Origin of the sequence: Pseudomonas sp. ACN5 (assembly GCF_002303975.1) — a bacterium.
Lineage (GTDB): Bacteria > Pseudomonadota > Gammaproteobacteria > Pseudomonadales > Pseudomonadaceae > Aquipseudomonas > Aquipseudomonas laurylsulfatiphila.
Genome location: NZ_MRCP01000008.1, coordinates 1 through 17,707 on the forward strand (window position 1 = coordinate 1; position 17,707 = coordinate 17,707).

Below are 17,707 nucleotides of genomic sequence, written 5' to 3' on the forward strand. Positions count from 1 at the left end.
GCAATCGTTGGTTACATCTTTGATTTCTCGCGGAGTAACTTGTGATGCTGATAATCTGTTGACTAGCAGTCTGACTCCACAAGCACCCACACGAATTGCTTGATTCAGTTGTTAAAGAGCGGTTGGTCAAGACCTTTCGTCTCAACCGAGGCGTGCACTCTACAGCAAACCCCTTTAAGCAGCAACCTTAAAAGCTTCTGATTTTAATAATAAAATCAACCACTTAAACCAAAACCAGCATCAAGCTGCTCGTTGGCGGGAGGCGAATAGTACAGCATTAAAATACGTGGTCAACCCCTGTCTAGAAATTCTTTTCCCTTACTGAACTCAAAACCATCGGCCTGGCACCCGCGATCTACTGTGCGGATCAAGCGCTGTTTCATGTCACTCGCGGCGTTCCTCTCGGCGATGCGTTGTCCATGGCCTCCGATTTTCTGTTCCTGGCCAAGACGCACACTGAAGATGCCGCTTATGCCAGAGACACTGATCGACACGCCTGGGCTGCAGATTATCTGACTTCGATGAGTAAGGCGTTGGTGGATGATGCGGTGAAGGTGCTTACTCGGGATCGGGATAATGGGCTGGCGCTTTCGCGAGCAGGCTCGCTCCCACAGGGTTAGCGGCGTACTTCAGCGCATCTGCTCCGTAGAATCGCCCCCGGTCCTGATGCTTCTTCTCACCTGTAATGCTTGCTATACATCAGCCATCGACAGGCCCTCCGGGCATTAGGCCAGTGTGTGAACGCCCCGTGCACCACTCATCTAGACTTAATGGATAGTCGTAGGCAGAACCGAGCACGTCGCTTTGGTGCAGGTCGATCAATAGCGGCGTGGCAAGCTGCCCTTTATGCCCAGTCGAGGTACGGCGAAGACCGTGCCGGGCACAACAAGATGCCCGCTCAGGGTGCCCTGGCCAACGGCCAAATTGCCACGATACCGTGACGTGGTGTGAGTGCCGCAGCCGACACTTTCGGACGACCGACGACCTTCTGGTTTGTCCGTGACCGTGAGGATTGCTGAATGCCTGATGAGATGTTGCACCTGCCTGTGGTCAACAGTTTGCTGGAGCGCCACAAGGGCTCTGCGGGTGCGCTGTTGCCCATTCTTCATGATATTCAGGAGCGTATCGGTTACGTCCCCGATGTCGCCGTCCCCGAGATTGCCCATGCCCTGAACCTGAGCCAGGCCGAGGTTCGTGGGGTGATCAGTTTTTACCATGACTTCCGTACCGCGCCGCCCGCGCGGCATATCCTGCGGCTGTGCCGGGCCGAGTCGTGCAAGAGTCGCGGTGCCGAGCAGTTGGCTGCGCAGTTGCGTGAGCGTCTGCAACTGGATGACCACGGCAGCAGTGCCGATGGCAGCATCAGTTTGCGGCCGGTGTATTGCCTTGGCGCTTGTGCCTGTTCGCCGGCTCTGGAACTGGATGGTCGGGTGCATGCGCGGCTCAGTGCCGAGCGTCTGGATGCCTTGCTCGACGCTTGCCGGGAGGACGCGTGATGCCAGCTTTCTATGTGTCTGGTGATTCGGTTGCCCGTGCCGTGGGTGCAGAAGATGTTGTGGTAGCCCTTATCACCCATGCCCGGGGACGCGTTGTGCCGCTGGAGATAAAACGCACCAGCTCGCGGGGCCTTTACTGGCTGGAACCACTGCTGGAAGTGGACACGCCGCAGGGCCGTTTCGGCTTCGGTCCGCTGACAGATGCTGATGTGCCGTCTGTGCTCGAAGCGCTCAAAGGCGACCCGTCTTCTCATCCACTGGCCTTGGGCCTGGTGGAAGAATTGCCTTATCTGAAGACTCAACAACGCCTGCTGTTCGCCCGCGCCGGCATTACCCGGCCGCTGTCGCTTGACGACTATCGGGCCCACGGCGGTTTCGAGGGTTTGAAAAGAGCCATCGCCATCGGAGGCGAGCAGACTGCAACTGAAGTATTCGATTCCGGCCTGCGTGGCCGTGGCGGCGCGGCCTTCCCCGCCGGGATCAAATGGCGCACGGTGCGTGCGACCGAAGCGGCGCAAAAGTACATCGTGTGCAACGCCGACGAAGGCGACTCCGGCACTTTTGCCGACCGCATGCTGATGGAAGGCGACCCCTTCCTGCTGATCGAAGGCATGGCCATTGCCGGCCTGTGCGTCGGTGCCACCTATGGCTACATCTATGTGCGCTCGGAATATCCGGATGCCGTGATCATCCTGCGCAACGCGCTGCAGATTGCTCGGAAGAACGGTTACCTGGGCGCCAATGTCGGCGGCAGCGGTCAGGCCTTCGATATGGAAGTGCGTGTCGGTGCTGGTGCTTACATCTGCGGTGAGGAAACCGCGCTGCTGGACTCTCTGGAAGGCAAACGCGGGATCGTGCGCGCCAAGCCGCCGATTCCTGCCTTGAAGGGGCTGTTCGGCCAGCCGACGCTGGTGCACAACGTGCTGACTTTGGCCTCGGTGCCGCAGATTCTGGCCAAGGGCGCGCAGTTCTATCGCGATTACGGCATGGGCCGCTCCCTGGGCACCATGCCCTTCCAATTGGCGGGCAATATTCGTCAGGGCGGGCTGGTGGAACGGGCCTTTGGCCTGACCCTGCGGGAACTGGTGGAAGACTACGGTGGCGGGACTGCCAGTGGCCGGCCGCTGAAGGCTGCGCAGGTGGGCGGCCCCCTTGGTGCCTGGGTGCCGCCGTCGCAATTCGACACGCCGCTGGATTATGAAGCCTTCGCCGCCATCGGCGCGATGCTCGGTCACGGCGGTGTCGTGGTGGCTGACGACACCCTGGACATGGCCCACATGGCGCGTTTCGCGATGGAGTTCTGCGCCGAGGAATCCTGTGGCAAATGCACGCCATGCCGCATCGGCTCGACTCGGGGCGTGGAGGTGATCGACCGCTTGCTGGCAGCGCCTGACCAGAACGGTCGCGATGAGCAGGTGATCATCCTCAAGGACCTGTGCGACACCCTGCAATACGGTTCGCTGTGTGCATTGGGCGGCATGGTTTCCTTTCCGGTCGCCAGCGCCCTCAAGCACTTCCCCGCCGACTTCGGCTTGCAGCCCTCGGAGGCCGAGCAATGATCACTCTCTTCGACCCGAACACCGATATCGACCTCGGCACTCCTGCCCGTGAGAGCCAGGTGCAAGTCACCCTGAGCATCGACGGCCGCAGCATCAGCGTGCCCGAAGGCACTTCGGTGATGCGCGCCGCTGCGCTGTTGGGCACCACCATTCCCAAACTCTGTGCCACCGACAGCCTGGAAGCCTTTGGCTCTTGCCGCATGTGCCTGGTGGAGATCGACGGCATGCGCGGCTACCCGGCGTCCTGCACCACGCCGGTCACTGAAGGCATGACCGTGCACACCCAGACGCCGAAGCTTGCGACCCTGCGCCGTAACGTCATGGAGCTGTACATTTCCGATCACCCGCTGGACTGCCTGACCTGCTCGGCCAACGGCAACTGCGAACTGCAAACCGTGGCCGGTCAGGTCGGCCTGCGGGAGGTGCGTTACGGCTATGAAGGCGACAACCATCTGGCCGACGTGAAGGACACGTCCAACCCCTACTTCGACTACGACCCGAGCAAGTGCATCGTCTGCAACCGCTGCGTGCGCGCCTGCGAAGAAACCCAGGGCACCTTTGCCCTGACCATCACCGGGCGCGGTTTTGAATCCCGGGTGGCGGCCGCCGGTGGGGATAACTTCCTCGACTCGGAATGCGTGTCCTGCGGCGCCTGCGTGCAGGCCTGCCCGACTGCGACCCTGATGGAAAAAAGCGTGGTCGAACTGGGCCAGCCCGAACGCAGCGTGATCACCACCTGCGCCTATTGCGGTGTGGGCTGCTCGTTCCGCGCCGAGATGAAAGGCGACCAACTGGTGCGCATGGTTCCGGACAAGAACGGCCAGGCCAACCACGGCCACTCTTGCGTCAAGGGGCGCTTTGCCTGGGGCTACGCCACCCACCCGGATCGCATCACCAAGCCGATGATCCGCAAGCACATCAACGACCAGTGGCAGGAAGTCAGCTGGGATGAAGCGGTGACCTACGCCGCCAGCGAATTCCGTCGGTTGCAGCAGAAATATGGCCGCGACTCCATTGGCGGCATCACCTCCAGCCGCTGCACCAACGAAGAAACCTATCTGGTGCAAAAACTGGTGCGCGCCGCGTTCGGCAACAACAACGTCGACACCTGTGCACGGGTCTGCCACTCGCCGACCGGTTATGGCTTGAAGCAAACCCTGGGCGAGTCCGCCGGCACTCAGAGTTTCGACTCGGTGATGCAGGCCGACGTGATCCTGGTGATGGGCGCCAACCCCAGCGACGCCCACCCGGTGTTCGCCTCCCAGCTCAAACGCCGGCTGCGTGAAGGCGCGCGGCTGATCGTCATCGACCCACGGCGCATCGATCTGGTGGACTCGGTGCACGCCCGCGCCGAATACCATTTGGCCCTGCGCCCGGGCACCAACGTCGCCATGCTCAACGCCTTGGCCCATGTCATCGTCACTGAAGGGCTGCTCAACCAGGCCTTTATCGACGCCCGTTGCGAGGGCAGCGATTTCGCCAGCTGGCGTGAGTTCGTCAGCCGCGAGGAAAACTCGCCGGAAGTGCTTGGCGCCATCTGCGGCGTGCCCGCGGCCGACATCCGTGCTGCGGCGCGTCTGTATGCCACGGGTGGCAATGCGGCGATCTACTACGGCCTCGGCGTCACCGAGCACAGCCAGGGCAGCACGGCGGTCATGGGCATCGCCAACCTCGCGATGGCCACGGGCAATATCGGCCGCGAAGGCGTGGGCGTGAACCCGCTGCGGGGGCAGAACAACGTTCAGGGCTCCTGCGACATGGGCTCTTTCCCCCATGAGTTGCCCGGTTACCGGCACATCTCCAACGAGGTGGTGCGGGCGCAGTTTGAACAGGCGTGGAACGTCACTCTGCAACCTGATCCGGGGTTGCGCATCCCCAATATGTTCGAAGCAGCGCTGGGCGGCAGTTTCAAGGGCCTGTATTGCCAGGGCGAAGACATTGCCCAGAGCGATCCGAATACCCAGCACGTCACCGCCGCTTTGTCGGCCATGGAGTGCGTGGTGGTGCAGGATATTTTCCTCAACGAAACCGCCAAGTTCGCCCACGTGTTCCTGCCGGGCAGCTCGTTCCTGGAAAAGGACGGCACCTTCACCAACGCCGAACGGCGTATCTCCCGGGTGCGCAAGGTCATGGACCCGCTGGGCGGCAAGGCCGACTGGGAAGGCACGCTGGCCCTGGCCAATGCCCTGGGTTATCCGATGAACTACAAACATCCATCGGAAATCATGGATGAAATCGCCAGCCTGACACCGACCTTCACCAACGTCAGCTACACCGAACTGGATCGCCACGGCAGCCTGCAATGGCCGTGCAACGCGGCGGCGCCGGACGGTACGCCGACCATGCACATCGAGGAGTTCGTGCGCGGCAAGGGGCGCTTCATGCTCACCGGCTACGTGCCCACCGAGGAGAAGGTCAACACTCGCTACCCGCTGCTGCTGACCACCGGACGCATCCTCAGCCAGTACAACGTCGGCGCCCAGACCCGGCGCACCGACAACGTCGCCTGGCACGACGAAGACCGCCTGGAAATCCACCCGACCGATGCCGAGAGCCGTGGCATCAACGAAGGTGACTGGGTCGGCATCGGCAGCCGCGCCGGGCAGACTGTGTTGCGTGCGCGGATCACCGAACGGGTCGCCCCGGGCGTGGTGTACACCACCTTCCACTTCCCGGAATCGGGGGCCAACGTGATCACCACCGACAACTCCGACTGGGCCACCAACTGTCCGGAGTACAAGGTCACTGCCGTGGAAGTCAGCCGCGTGTATCACCCTTCGGAGTGGCAAAAGCGCTTCCAGGCCTTCAGCGATGAACAGCATCGTCTGCTCAAGGACCGGGCCCGTGGCGCCAAAGCGGAGGTACGCCGATGAGCACGGACAACCTGATCAAGATGGCCAACCAGATCGCCCAGTACTTCGCCAGCCAGCCGGACCAGCAACAGGCGGTGCTCAGCGTGCGCAATCATCTGCAGATGTACTGGGCACCGAGCATGCGCAAGGAATTGCTGGCCTGGCAGACGGAGCATAAAGGGGCGGACCTGCACCCGCTGGTGCAGGCGGCGGTGAGTGGGGCGGGTTGGGGGGCTTAGTCTGAAGGAGCCCGGATGAATAACTGTGGGAGCGGGCTTGCTCGCGAAGGCGTCAATCCAGGCGACATTGATGTTGAATGTACTGGCCCCTTCGCGAGCAAGCCCGCTCCCACAGGAGAGTGCGTGTTGGTTGCCCCTATTCCTTGCCCTTGCGTGACGCCGTCACCGTCACTTCAATCGCCCGGACACTGATCGCCGCAAATGTCGCCGTCATCAGCACCCCATTGAACCCCAGCAGAATCGCCAGTACCCGTGACACCCCCAGTTTGGGCACCAGTTCTCCGTAGCCGATGGTCAGCCCGGTCACGAAGGCGAAGTAGACGCCGTCATAGGGGTTCCACCCTTCCAGGTGGGCGATGATGAGGCCGAACGCAATGATTACCAGCAGCAGTATCGAGAAGATCGGCCACACCACTTTGAAGTAGAACCAGACGGCCTTGTAGAACTCGTGGCGGACGTTTGATGCACGGGTGAGGTTCATGTCGTGGGCTTCCTGGGGATTGACTGATGCACAGCGGTTCAATACCCCGTTCAGCTTGGCACAAGCGCTGAAAACTGCGACCAACGGGGCGTTATCTCTGGCCAGGACTATGACAAAGATGACGCCCCCCGGGCTATCCGGAAACCGCCTGCTGCCGGATTCCTGTAGGAGCGAGCTCGCTCGCGATGGTCGTCAACGATAACGCGTGTTTACTGGTTAAACGCAGCGCTCTCCAGTCCATCGCGAGCAAGCTCGCTCCTACAACAACAGCGCCAGGTTTATCCCTCAGTTCGCTTCCGTTTCCCGAATCAGCTTCTTGTTGATCTTGCCAACACTGGTCTTGGGGATTTCGGCGACGAACTTGAACTGCTTGGGGATCGCCCATTTGTTGATGCGGCCGCCGTCGACGAAGGCTTGCAGGTGCGTCTCGAGGATCTTGCGGTCCAGGTATTGCCCCGGCTCGCACACCACCATGGCCATGGGCCGTTCGCCCCACTGCTCATCGACGATGCCCACCACCGCGACGGACATGACGCCCGGGTGTTCGCTGATCAGGCTTTCCAGTTCCAGGGAGCTGATCCACTCGCCGCCGGTCTTGATCACGTCCTTGATGCGGTCCTTGATTTCCACGCCGCCCTGTTGGTCAATCGAGGCCATGTCGCCGGTGTGCAGCCAGCCGTTGTGCCACAGCTCCGCGCCTTTGTCCGGGGCTTTCAGATAGCCCTGGGTCAGCCACGGCGCGCGCACCACGATCTCGCCCAGGGACTCGCCGTCATGGGCCACGTCGTTGCCCTCGGCGTCGATGATCTTCAGGTCGACCAGCGGCACCGGCGTGCCAGTCTTGATGCGGATCGGCAGTTGCGCTTCGGCGGATAGCTGAAGGTCCTCGTCGCGCAGGTAGGTCAGGCACAGCAACGGGCAGGTTTCCGACATGCCGTAGCCAGCGTGCACCACCATGCCTTTGGCGCTGGCTTCACTGGCGATGCCAAGCGTCAGGGCACTGCCGCCCAGGAGCATTTTCCAGCCGTCGAAACGGGTCGCCTTGCCTTCCTCGCAGTTGAGGATCATCTGCAGGATGGTCGGCACGCAGTGGGAGAAGGTCACCTTCTCTTCACGGTACAGCTTGACCAGGCTGTTGGGTTCGTAGCGGCCAGGGTAGACCTGCTTGATGCCCATCAGCGTCGCGACATACGGCACGCCCCACGCATGCACGTGGAACATCGGCGTGATCGGCATGTACACATCGTCGGAACGCAGCAGCGGCTGGCCCTGATAGACGCCCAGGGTGCCGACGGCATTCAGGGTGTGCAGCACCAGTTGCCGATGGCTGAAGTACACGCCTTTCGGGTCGCCGGTGGTGCCGGTGGTGTAGAACAGCGTGGCCACCGAGTTCTCGTCGAAATCCGGGAAGTCGTACTGGTCCGGGGCCAGGGACAGCAACTGCTCGTACTCACCGAGCACCGGCAGCGAGGTCGCGGTCGCCTCGTCATCGGTGAGCTGCAGGTAGCCTTTTACCGTTTCCAGCCGCCCGTGGATCTGTTCGACCAAGGGCAGGAAGTCGTCATGCACCAGCACCAGGTCATCCTCGGCGTGGTTCATGGTGAACAGCACCTGCTCCGGTGACAGGCGAATGTTCACCGTGTGCAGCACCGCGCCGATCATCGGCACGGCGAAGAAGCATTCCAGGTAGCGGTGGCTGTCCCAGTCGAGCAAGGCCACGGTGTCACCGGCCTTGACCCCGGCCGCCGTCAGCGCATTGGCCAGGCGGCGAATGCGCTGGTTCAGCGTCTGGTAGCTGTAGCGCAGTTTGTCGGCGTAGACGATTTCCCGGCCCGGCTCGTAACGCACGCCGGACAGCAGCAATTGCTTGATCAGCAAGGGATAGGCATAAGCGCCGTCGGCAGGCGGAATTATTTTTGTTTTCAGCATGGTTGGAGTTCCTTGTCCTTCGATCAGAACTGATCGGCTTTCAGCTCGTAGAGGCAGTCACTACCGGCCTTGACCGATGCGCTCAACGAGTGGATACGCGGCAGCAACCGGGCGAAGTAGAAACGCGCGGTGGCCAGTTTGCTGGTGTAGAAATCGTCTTCGGCATCCCCGCTGATGACGGCCTTGGCCATCCGCGCCCACATGTAGGCGTAGGCGGTGTAGCCAAACACGTGTAGGTACTCGACCGAGGCCGCGCCGATTTCATTCGGGTTGCCCTGGGCCCGGTCCAGCAGCCATGCGGTCAGCTCGTCGAGGGTGTCCACGGCGGCATTCAGCGGCTTGGTGAACTCGTCGAGGTCCGCAGCGGCGTTAGCGGTAAAGTTGCGGATTTCCGAGGCGAACAAGCGGTAGAGCGCCCCGCCGCTGCCGACGATCTTGCGCCCGGCCAGGTCCAGGGACTGGATGCCGTTGGTGCCTTCGTAGATCTGGGTGATGCGCACGTCGCGCACCAGTTGCTCCTGGCCCCACTCGCGGATGTAGCCGTGGCCGCCGAAGATCATCTGACCGTGCAAGGTGGTTTCCAGGCCCATGTCGGTGAGGAACGCCTTGGCCACCGGGGTCAACAGTGCCACCAGTTCTTGCGCGCGATTGCGCGTGACTTCGTCTTCGCTGTACCTGGCCGTGTCCAGTTGCAACGCGACATAGCTGGAGAACGCACGGCCGCCTTCGTTCAAGGCTTTCATGGTCAACAGCATGCGACGCACGTCCGGGTGCACGATGATCGGGTCGGCGGCCTTGTCCTTGTTCTGCGCACCGGTCGGCGCACGGCTTTGCAGACGGTCGCGGGCGTAGGCGACGGCGTTCTGATAGGAACGCTCGCCCTGGGCCAGGCCCTGGATGCCCACACCCAGACGCTCGTAGTTCATCATGGTGAACATCGCCGCCAGGCCTTTGTTCGGCGCATCGACGATCCAGCCGGTGGCGCCATCGAAGTTCATCACGCAGGTGGCGGAGGCCTTGATGCCCATCTTGTGTTCGATGGAGCCACACGACAGCGCATTGTTTTCACCCAGCGAACCGTCGGCGTTGACCAGCACCTTGGGCACCAGGAACAGCGAGATGCCCTTCGGCCCCGCCGGTGCATCCGGCAGGCGCGCCAGTACCAGGTGGATGATGTTCTCGGTCAGGTCGTGGTCGCCGCCGGTGATGAAAATCTTGCTGCCGCTGACCTTGTAGCTGCCATCGGCCTGGGGTTCGGCCTTGGTGCGAATCAGGCCCAGGTCGGTGCCGGCGTGGGCTTCGGTCAGGCACATCGAACCGGTCCAGGTGCCGGCGTACATGTTCGGCAGATAGCGTTGCTTGAGCTCTTCGCTGGCGTGGGCCTTGATCGACAGGCAGGCACCGGCGGTCAGCATCGGGTACAGGCCGAACGACAGGCTGGCCGAGTTGACCATCTCTTCGACCTGCGCCGAAATCGCCTTGGGCATGCCCATGCCGCCGTACTGCGGATCACCGCCGACACCGACCCAACCGCCCTCGGCGAAAGCTTGATAGGCCCCGGCAAAACCCTCTGGCGCGGTGACCGAACCATTGCTCCAGGTACAACCCTGTTCGTCGGTGACGCGGTTCAAGGGTGCGATGACTTCGCCGGTGATCTTGCCGGCCTCTTCAAGGATGGCAGCGGCGGTTTCTTCATCGATCACGTCGGCCAGGCCGGGCAAACTGGCCCAGAGCCGGGACACCTGGAAAACCTCGTTGAGTACGAAGCGCATGTCGCGCAGGGGAGCTTTGTATTCAGACATCTTGGCTTACTCGGAAGTGGTCAGGGCATGGGGCATGCCCGGACGTTCAGTGGATTCAGTGTTCTCGGCGGCGGTAGCGGAGCCCGGCTGCGGGGCCCGTTCGCGCAGCAGGAAATACGACAGGGCCGGAATCAGGATCAGCGCACCGAGCATGTTCCACAGGAACATGAAGGTCAGCAGGATGCCCATGTCGGCCTGGAACTTGATCGGCGACCAGACCCAGCACACCACGCCGGCGGCGAGGGTGATGCCCACCAGCCCGACCACGCGGCCTGTGAAGGACACGGCGTTGCGGTAGGCCTGGGACAACGGCAGGCCCTGGCGCTGGAAGTGCAGTTGCACGCTGAGCAGGTACAGGGCGTAGTCCACGCCGATACCGACACCGAGGGCGATCACCGGCAGGGTCGCGACTTTCACGCCGATGCCCATGGCCACCATCAGGGCCTCACAGAGGATCGAGGTCAGCACCAGGGGCAACAACGCCACCAGCGTGGCCCGCCAGCTGCGGAAGGTGATCAGGCAGAACAGCGTCACCGCCGCGTAGACGTACAGCAGCATGGTGCGATTGGCCTCGCGCACCACGATGTTGGTCGCCGCCTCGATACCGGCGCTGCCGGCAGCCAGCAGGAACTGGCGATCCTCGGTGCTGTTTTCCTTGGCGAATTTGTCGGCGATGGCGACCACGGCATCGAGGGTTTCGGCCTTGTGATCCTTGAGGAACGCGATCACCGGCATCAGCGAGCACTCGGTGTTGAACAGCTCCGGGGAGTTGACCGAGGCTTGCTGCGCGGCGTAGTTGAGCACGTCCTGGTTGCGCTGGATGCTGTTGAGCTTGGGGTTGCCTTCGTAGGTGCCGGCAGTGATCTGCCGTACCGCGTTGACCAAGGACGCGGTGGCCTGCACGCCCGGATACTGTTGCAGCTCCCAGGCCAGGCGGTCGGCGAGCACCAGGGACTTGTAGTTCAGGCAGCCTTCCGGCGCGGTCTTGATCATCACCGCGAACAGGTCGCTGGACAGCGCGTAGTGCTGGGTGATGTAGGCGTTGTCGCGGTTGTAGCGCGAGTCGGCGCGCAACTCCGGCGCACCGCTTTCCAGGTCACCGATCTTCAGGTTGAGGCTGACCACGTAGCCGCCAATGCCCATCAGCACCGCGACCAGCACGGCACCGGTCGCCCACTTGGCGGTGGTGAAGCGATCGAGCGCGTCCCACAACCGGCCGAAGCCTTTGTGCTTTTCGGCACGGGTGTCGATTTTCAGCGCGCGCTCGGCGGCCTTGGCACCAACACCGATATAGGACAGCGCCACCGGCATCAGCAACAGCGAGGTGAAGATCAGCACCGCGACGCCGATGCTGGCGGTGATTGCCAGGTCCTGGATCACCGGGATGTCGATCAGCATCAGCACCGCAAAGCCCACGGCATCGGCCAGCAAGGCGGTGACGCCGGCGATGAACAGGCGGCGGAAGGTGTAGCGCGCAGCGATCAGCTTGTGGGTGCCGCGGGCGATGTCCTGCATGATGCCGTTCATCTTCTGCGCGGCGTGGGACACGCCGATGGCGAAGATCAAAAACGGCACCAGCACCGAGTACGGATCGATGGCGTAACCGAGCCAGGCGACGATGCCCAGTTGCCAGACCACCGCGACCAGCGAGCAGCCAACCACCAGCAAGGTGCTGCGCACGCAACGGGTGTAGGCGTAGATGATGGCCAGTGAAGTGACGACCGCCAGACCGAAGAACATCATCACCTGGATCAGGCCGTCGATCAGGTCGCCCATGAGTTTGGCGAAGCCGATCACCCGCACCTTGTAATGACCGGAGCCTTCTACCCCGGATTTACGCGCAGCGCTGTCGCCGGCGTATTCGATCTTGTCGCGCAACTGCTCTTCGAGCATCTGCGAAAACGCGTGGTAGTTGATGCGCTGGCCACCGGCGGCGGCTTTGTCCAGCAGTGGCACGACCAGCATGGTCGACTTGAAATCGCTGGCCACCAGGCTGCCGACAATGCCGGCGCGGGAAATGTTCTGGCGCAGCTGTTCGATCTGATCAGGCTGCCCTGAATAGGTGTCGGGCATCACCGGGCCACCCTGGAAACCGTCCTCGGTGACTTCGGTCCAGCGCACTGCCGGACTCCACAGCGACTTCATCCAGGCGCGGTCGACGCCTTCGGTAAGGAACAGTTGGTCGTTGACCTGCTTGAGTACGTCGAGGTATTCGGGATCGAAAATATCGCCCTGGGTGTTCTCGACCACCACGCGCACCGAGTTGCCCAACCCGCGCAGGGAAGCGCGGTTTTCCAGGAAGTTCTGGATGTACGGCTGGCTCTGCGGAATCATCTTTTCGAAGCTGGGGCGCAGCTCCAGGCGCGTCGCCGCCATGTAGCCGAGCACCACGGTGGCCAGGGCCATCAGCAGCATGAACAGCGGACGGAAGTTGAACACCAGGCGTTCCAGGCGGTTGCCGGAGCGGTGGTCGAAATCACGCAGATCGCGGATCACCGGCATGGCGTCTTGTTTGATGTTGCCCATGTCTGGGTTCTCGCTCTTAGGGTTCGAGGGCTGGATCGGCGGACAGCGTCCGGGCACCACGGCTTCCCGCCAGCACCAGTGCGCCGTCGGTGGACTGGGCAGCGCCGGCGACCGGCGTCGGTGCCGGTTGCCGCACCAGATGCATCTGCGCGCCCGTCCCCTGGCTGACCAGCATCTGCCCGCCCTGGGTGAACAAGCGATAATTGCCACGGGCATCGATCAGGCCCGCGGTGATGCTGACGTGCAGGCCGCTGTCCAGCGCAGTCCAGTTCTGGCCGCCATCGGTGCTGCGCAGCACGTTGCCGCGCAGGCCGTAGACCAGCACTTCGCCGGGCTTGCCGAGCACGCCGAAGAAGCTGCCCTGATACGGCGTCGGCACGGCATTGAAGCGTTGGGCGCTGTCGTCCCACTTGAGCAACAGGCCTTGCTCGCCGGCTATGTACAACGCATTGCCAGTGGAGGCGATGGCATTGAGGTGGAAGCCCTGCGGGTTGTCGGTGCGGTCCTGGAATGGCGTCCAGGTCTGACCGCCGTCGTCGGTGCGCAGGATCAGGTTGAACACGCCGACCACATAGCCGGTTTTTTCATTGGCGAACCAGACGTCCAGCAGCGGTTTGTCCGCGCCCTGATCCAGTAGTCGTTGGCCTTCCATAGCCAACTGGGGCCATTGCTCGTTGCCCGGCTCGGCCTTGGCCAGCGCCGAGTAATGCTTGATCAGCAATTCGCCGATCTGGCGACCGTCGAGTTGCTTCTTCCAGGTCGCGCCGGCGTCGCTGCTGTGCAGCACCACGCCGTCATTGCCCACCGCCCAGCCTTGGGTGGCGGTCGGAAAATTCACCGCAGTGAGGTCGGCACTGGCCGGTACGACGGCCTGCTGCCAGTGGTTTCCCGAATCATCGGAAAACAGAATATGGCCACGCTGGCCGACGGTAATCACGCGCCCGCCGGCGCGGGTCATGCCGGACAACGGGCTGTTGATCGCCAAGGCACTGACCCTGGCGGGCAGGTCCAGCACATCGACGTAATCGGCCGCCTGGGTGATGCCCTGCGACAGGCCGAGCACAACGCCTAACGCCAAACGCACAATATTATTTTTATACGAACACATGCTGCGTCCTCTTCGGAAAACCGCGTCGAGGCACACTTGCGTGTACCAGACGTGCAGGTCATGCCCTTGTAGGAGCGAGCTTGCTCGCGATGGTCGTGAACGATGACGCGTGCTGTATGGATGCCCGCGTCGCCCTCTGGTCCATCGCGAGCAAGCTCGCTCCTACAGGGTGAGCGTTTGCTTTCGGTTGACTTAGCGAATGCCGGCGCCTGCCAGCGATTCCGAAGACCACTGCGCCTTGGAGAGCGGCTCGATGTACTTGATGCCGCCGTAAGGACCGACCACACCGTTGATGTTGTACGAACCACCCACCAGGTCGTAGATCATGAAGGGCGTCGAGTCCGGAACCTGCTTGTCATAGCTCTGGCTGAGGAAGGCGAAGGAACCGCGATAGAGCTGACCACGGGCGTCATATTGATCCGAGGCCAGAGCGGTCCAGCTGTCTTCGTCGAGGTAGAAGCGGCGCTTGGCGTAGATGTGACGGGCACCGGCCTTGAGGTTGCCTTCGACAACCCACACGCGGTGTTTTTCCCAACGCACGAAGTCAGGCGACAGGTGATTGGCAGTGGTCAGCGACTTCGGATCCTGGACGTAAGTCAGCTTGTAGGTGTTGTAGGGCACGATCATTTCCTGCTTGCCCACCAGCTTCCAGTCGTAGCGGTCCAGCGCACCGTTGAACACGAACACGTCATCATAGGTGCCCGCACCGGCGGTACCCGGGTTAGGCGTGTCGTACGCCAGGCTCGGCGCCAGTTTCACCCGACGCTGACCCGGCAAGTACTGCCAGGCACGACGCGGCTGCTGCAACGGGTTGGCGGCGTCCTTGAGCATGATCGCCTCGCCGGCACGACGCGCAGGGCCGGTGTACGCCAGCTTCATCTGGTAGTACACGTCGGCGCTGCTGATCGGCTGCGAGAGGTTTTCATAGATCGGGTAGGAGATGTTCGCTTGCCCGGTGGTCGCCAGGCTCGGCACACCGGCGGAGTCGACGTTCCAGGAGTCGTACTTGGAGCTGATGCTGACGCCCTGGTAGCGCAACAGGAAGTTCCACATCGCTTCGTTGCCCGACTGCGGAATCGGGAACGGAATGCCCGGCAGCACGTTGTCGATGGCCAGGCCACCTTCCAGGGACTTGGCGCCGCTGGCGTTCTTCACGCCGTTGTCCAGAATCGCTTGAGGCAGTGAAACGGTGCGGTGCGTCGGGAACACGTCGACACGGAACGTCGGGAAACGCTTGGCCAGTTCTACCGTGGTTGCCGTGAGCAGGCCCTTGTATTGATCGACGTTCTTGCCGTCGATCACCAACAGCGGCTTTTCGCTGGCAAAAGGATCCGGGCGCATGCTGTCGCCAGCTTTGAAGCCGGCCGGCGCGCTGGTCAGGCCACCGTTGTAGGCGGGGATGGAGCCATCGGCGTTCCCGGCTTTTTCGGCGCCCACCAGCGTCAGGCTGGTGCCCAGTTTGGCAGCTTCCTGAGTTGAAACAGCAGCCTGTGCCTGGGCGGCGAAGACCATGGCCAGCGAAGCGGCCAACACGGTTTGTACAAATTTCATCTTGTTATTCTCCTGCTTGCATTGAGCAAATCAGTGGTGAATCAGAATGTTGTTTTCATCGTCAGGTACAGGGCGCCACGGTCCTCGGTCGTGGCCCCCCCTCCGGAGAAGGACGAGTAGCCGCCGGCGTAGCAGGCGTAGTTTTCGTTGCCGCTGAAGGCATTCGGGGTGGAGCCGTCGCCGCCGTTCGGGCCGGTGCTCACACCGCTGACGTTGCACTTGTCGGTCTGGCCGAAGGAGTCCACGTACTTCAGGTCGATAAAGTATTTGTTGTAGACAATGGCGCCCACGCCCACGGCATAGTTGCCGGTGTCCTTGGCCCCGCCACCGGAGACCGGCGACACACCGTCGAGACCGACGTTGACGGACATGGGTGCGTTGAGGTCGACACCGGGGAACACCTGGTACCAGGTCGGTGTGAAGTTGACTGCCAGGCCCCAGTTGTCACGGGTCGGCGCGTCGATGCCGCGATAGCTGTCCTTGCCCTTGTAAAGCGCCTCGTTCTTGCTATCGAGCTTGAGCAGGTTGCTGTAGTACAGCTCGGCCAGCACGGTGGCCTGATCGAACACCGGTGTTTTCGGCAGGGTCATCAGACCGTTGAGCGTCCAGTGCAAGGTGTCGCCTGTGGCGCTCATGCTGTCGCCACGGCTCGGGGTGTCGTAGACCACACCGGTGGCGTCCGTACGGGCAGGCAGCAGACCCAGACCTTGACCCAGGCCCAGCGGGCTGCGGGTACTGACGATCGCCGGGATACTGGCCAGCGGCATGTTGTGGCGAACGTTCAGGTCCGAACCGACGCTGATCCCGCCGACATCCTTGGACAGGCTCAGGCCAAGGATCTTGATGTTGTCGGCATAGGCCAGTTGATAGGTGGCGGTGTCCAGCGAATTGAGGGTGTTGATCACCGCAGGCACTTGCCCCGCCGGACGGGTGCCGTTCGGGTTGGCCGAGGTAATGCCCCTGGCGTCCAGATAGGCTTGCGGCAGGATTTCCGAGGTTTCGCGGTAGTAAACGCCGAGGGTGCCATCCAGCCACGCCGGCGACCACTTGGCCATGACGCCCCAGTCGCCGCTGTCATGCGGTGTCAGGTCCTTGCCGCGACGCACATTGGTCAAGGCGTTGCACGGCGCCAGGCCACAACCCAGCGGGCTGCCCGGTACCACGGCGTTGGTGTTGCCCAACAGGAACGATTGCGCGCCGAAGCCGACCAGGTCGGAACCACCGTAATAGGTGCCCGCTTCCGGCAGGCGCGCGGCATCCCAATTGAGGAAGTACTGGGCACCCACGGTCAGCTCGGGATTGACGGTGAACGTCATCGACAGCTGGTTACGCGGAACGAACAGTTCCTTGGCCTCGGTACCCGGCGACGCGGCAAGCTTGGCCAGATCGAGGCCGGACTGGCCATAGCTGACCGAGTGCACCGGGTTGAGAATGGTCTCGCCCCAGAACACGTTGTGCTGACCGGCCTTGGCGCTGAACATCGACTCCTCGCCCACTTCGGTGCTGTAGAACACGAAGGCATCGAGGATTTCGCCCGAAGGACCGCTGTAGTAGCGCTGGGCATAGTTGCTCAGGTGGGGGCTGCCGTTGCCGACGTTGTCACGAGTGACCCCGGCCAGGCGCGGGTCGTTGGCAATCAGGCCCGAACGCGCATCGTTGCCGTTGACGAACGGGTTGGAGTTGGAGCCGGTGTTGTCATAGGCCTTGTCGTACCAGCTGGCGGCGCTGACGCGAAAACCCATGGCGTTCTTGTAGACCACGTCCATTTCGGTCAACAGGTCGATACGGTTGGTGATGTTGGTGCCGGCCTTGCGGAAGTTGTAGTCGCCGTCGTTGTTGTTCGGCGTTCCCAACATGCGTTTGTCGGCGCTTTCGGTGCGCACGCCATAGTTGTACTTGATGGTGTTATCCACGCGTACGTTCCAGTCCGGATTCCCCGTCTCGATTTCGGCCCCATGGGCCACCGGTACGGTTGCCGCGAGAATGGCCGAGGCCAGCAAGGTGCAGCGTGGAGCGGTGAAGCCGTGACTCTTGTTGTTGTGCATTGCGTTGTCTCCGCCTTTTTGTATTTGTTTTTAGCGCAGCCGCCCTCACGCAAACCTCTTCGGGTTTGCGTTTAAGGAATGAGGGCAAATGCCGGTGGCGTACTGCCAGTCCAGCTCCT

The 17,707-nt window shown here is 62.3% G+C and carries 12 protein-coding genes; 5 read left to right on the forward strand and 7 right to left on the reverse strand.

Annotated elements, in window-relative coordinates:
- Positions 1-335: 335 nt before the first annotated feature.
- The 5 genes from BSF40_RS15955 (at position 336) to BSF40_RS15975 (ending at position 6,146) form a co-directional block, all read left to right on the forward strand.
- The gene (locus BSF40_RS15955; RefSeq protein WP_095965786.1) at positions 336-620 is read left to right on the forward strand and encodes a DUF3077 domain-containing protein; all 285 of its coding nucleotides are present in this window, start codon (positions 336-338) and stop codon (positions 618-620) included.
- Between the two features lie 399 nt (positions 621-1,019).
- Complete coding sequence (locus BSF40_RS15960) at positions 1,020-1,496, forward strand: formate dehydrogenase subunit gamma (protein ID WP_056855147.1); 477 nt, start codon at positions 1,020-1,022, stop codon at positions 1,494-1,496.
- Complete coding sequence (locus tag BSF40_RS15965; protein WP_095965787.1) at positions 1,496-3,055, forward strand: NADH-quinone oxidoreductase subunit NuoF; 1,560 nt, start codon at positions 1,496-1,498, stop codon at positions 3,053-3,055. Before BSF40_RS15960 ends, BSF40_RS15965 begins: the two co-directional genes overlap by 1 nt.
- Positions 3,052-5,928, forward strand: a complete 2,877-nt coding sequence (gene fdhF, locus BSF40_RS15970) for a formate dehydrogenase subunit alpha (RefSeq protein ID WP_095965788.1) — start codon at positions 3,052-3,054, stop codon at positions 5,926-5,928. The genes BSF40_RS15965 and fdhF overlap by 4 nt, the downstream gene beginning before the upstream one ends.
- On the forward strand, positions 5,925-6,146 hold the full coding sequence (locus tag BSF40_RS15975; RefSeq protein ID WP_095965789.1) for a formate dehydrogenase subunit delta: 222 nt from the start codon (positions 5,925-5,927) through the stop codon (positions 6,144-6,146). Before fdhF ends, BSF40_RS15975 begins: the two co-directional genes overlap by 4 nt.
- A 136-nt stretch (positions 6,147-6,282) precedes the next feature.
- On the opposite strand, the gene BSF40_RS15980 is transcribed toward BSF40_RS15975, so the two are convergent.
- The 7 genes from BSF40_RS15980 to BSF40_RS16010 form a co-directional block, all read right to left on the reverse strand.
- The gene (locus BSF40_RS15980) at positions 6,283-6,627 is read right to left on the reverse strand and encodes a potassium channel family protein (protein ID WP_095965790.1); all 345 of its coding nucleotides are present in this window, start codon (positions 6,625-6,627) and stop codon (positions 6,283-6,285) included.
- Positions 6,628-6,912: 285 nt separating this feature from the next.
- Positions 6,913-8,556, reverse strand: coding sequence for a fatty acid--CoA ligase (locus BSF40_RS15985; protein ID WP_095965791.1), 1,644 nt, complete (start codon positions 8,554-8,556; stop codon positions 6,913-6,915).
- Positions 8,557-8,579: 23 nt separating this feature from the next.
- Positions 8,580-10,358, reverse strand: coding sequence for an acyl-CoA dehydrogenase C-terminal domain-containing protein (locus tag BSF40_RS15990; RefSeq protein WP_095965792.1), 1,779 nt, complete (start codon positions 10,356-10,358; stop codon positions 8,580-8,582).
- Between the two features lie 6 nt (positions 10,359-10,364).
- Complete coding sequence (locus BSF40_RS15995) at positions 10,365-12,884, reverse strand: RND family transporter (RefSeq protein ID WP_095965793.1); 2,520 nt, start codon at positions 12,882-12,884, stop codon at positions 10,365-10,367.
- A gap of 16 nt (positions 12,885-12,900) precedes the next feature.
- Positions 12,901-13,992, reverse strand: a complete 1,092-nt coding sequence (locus BSF40_RS16000) for a YCF48-related protein (protein WP_095965794.1) — start codon at positions 13,990-13,992, stop codon at positions 12,901-12,903.
- 192 nt (positions 13,993-14,184) lie between these two features.
- Positions 14,185-15,543, reverse strand: coding sequence for a DUF1329 domain-containing protein (locus BSF40_RS16005; protein WP_095965795.1), 1,359 nt, complete (start codon positions 15,541-15,543; stop codon positions 14,185-14,187).
- 41 nt (positions 15,544-15,584) lie between these two features.
- Positions 15,585-17,588: a DUF1302 domain-containing protein gene (locus BSF40_RS16010; RefSeq protein ID WP_095965796.1), complete on the reverse strand. Its 2,004-nt coding sequence runs from the start codon at positions 17,586-17,588 to the stop codon at positions 15,585-15,587.
- Positions 17,589-17,707: the final 119 nt, after the last annotated feature.

Excerpts from the sequence above, each read along its gene's own strand:
- BSF40_RS15960 (WP_056855147.1), top strand. The coding sequence starts at position 1,020 with ATGCCTGATGAGATGTTGCACCTGCCTGTGGTCAACAGTTTGCTGGAG.
- BSF40_RS15980 (WP_095965790.1), bottom strand. The coding sequence starts at position 6,627 with ATGAACCTCACCCGTGCATCAAACGTCCGCCACGAGTTCTACAAGGCC.
- BSF40_RS16010 (WP_095965796.1), bottom strand. The coding sequence starts at position 17,588 with ATGCACAACAACAAGAGTCACGGCTTCACCGCTCCACGCTGCACCTTG.
- BSF40_RS15985 (WP_095965791.1), bottom strand. The coding sequence starts at position 8,556 with ATGCTGAAAACAAAAATAATTCCGCCTGCCGACGGCGCTTATGCCTAT.
- BSF40_RS15990 (WP_095965792.1), bottom strand. The coding sequence starts at position 10,358 with ATGTCTGAATACAAAGCTCCCCTGCGCGACATGCGCTTCGTACTCAAC.
- BSF40_RS15975 (WP_095965789.1), top strand. The coding sequence starts at position 5,925 with ATGAGCACGGACAACCTGATCAAGATGGCCAACCAGATCGCCCAGTAC.
- fdhF (WP_095965788.1), top strand. The coding sequence starts at position 3,052 with ATGATCACTCTCTTCGACCCGAACACCGATATCGACCTCGGCACTCCT.
- BSF40_RS15965 (WP_095965787.1), top strand. The coding sequence starts at position 1,496 with ATGCCAGCTTTCTATGTGTCTGGTGATTCGGTTGCCCGTGCCGTGGGT.
- BSF40_RS16000 (WP_095965794.1), bottom strand. The coding sequence starts at position 13,992 with ATGTGTTCGTATAAAAATAATATTGTGCGTTTGGCGTTAGGCGTTGTG.
- BSF40_RS15995 (WP_095965793.1), bottom strand. The coding sequence starts at position 12,884 with ATGGGCAACATCAAACAAGACGCCATGCCGGTGATCCGCGATCTGCGT.
- BSF40_RS16005 (WP_095965795.1), bottom strand. The coding sequence starts at position 15,543 with ATGAAATTTGTACAAACCGTGTTGGCCGCTTCGCTGGCCATGGTCTTC.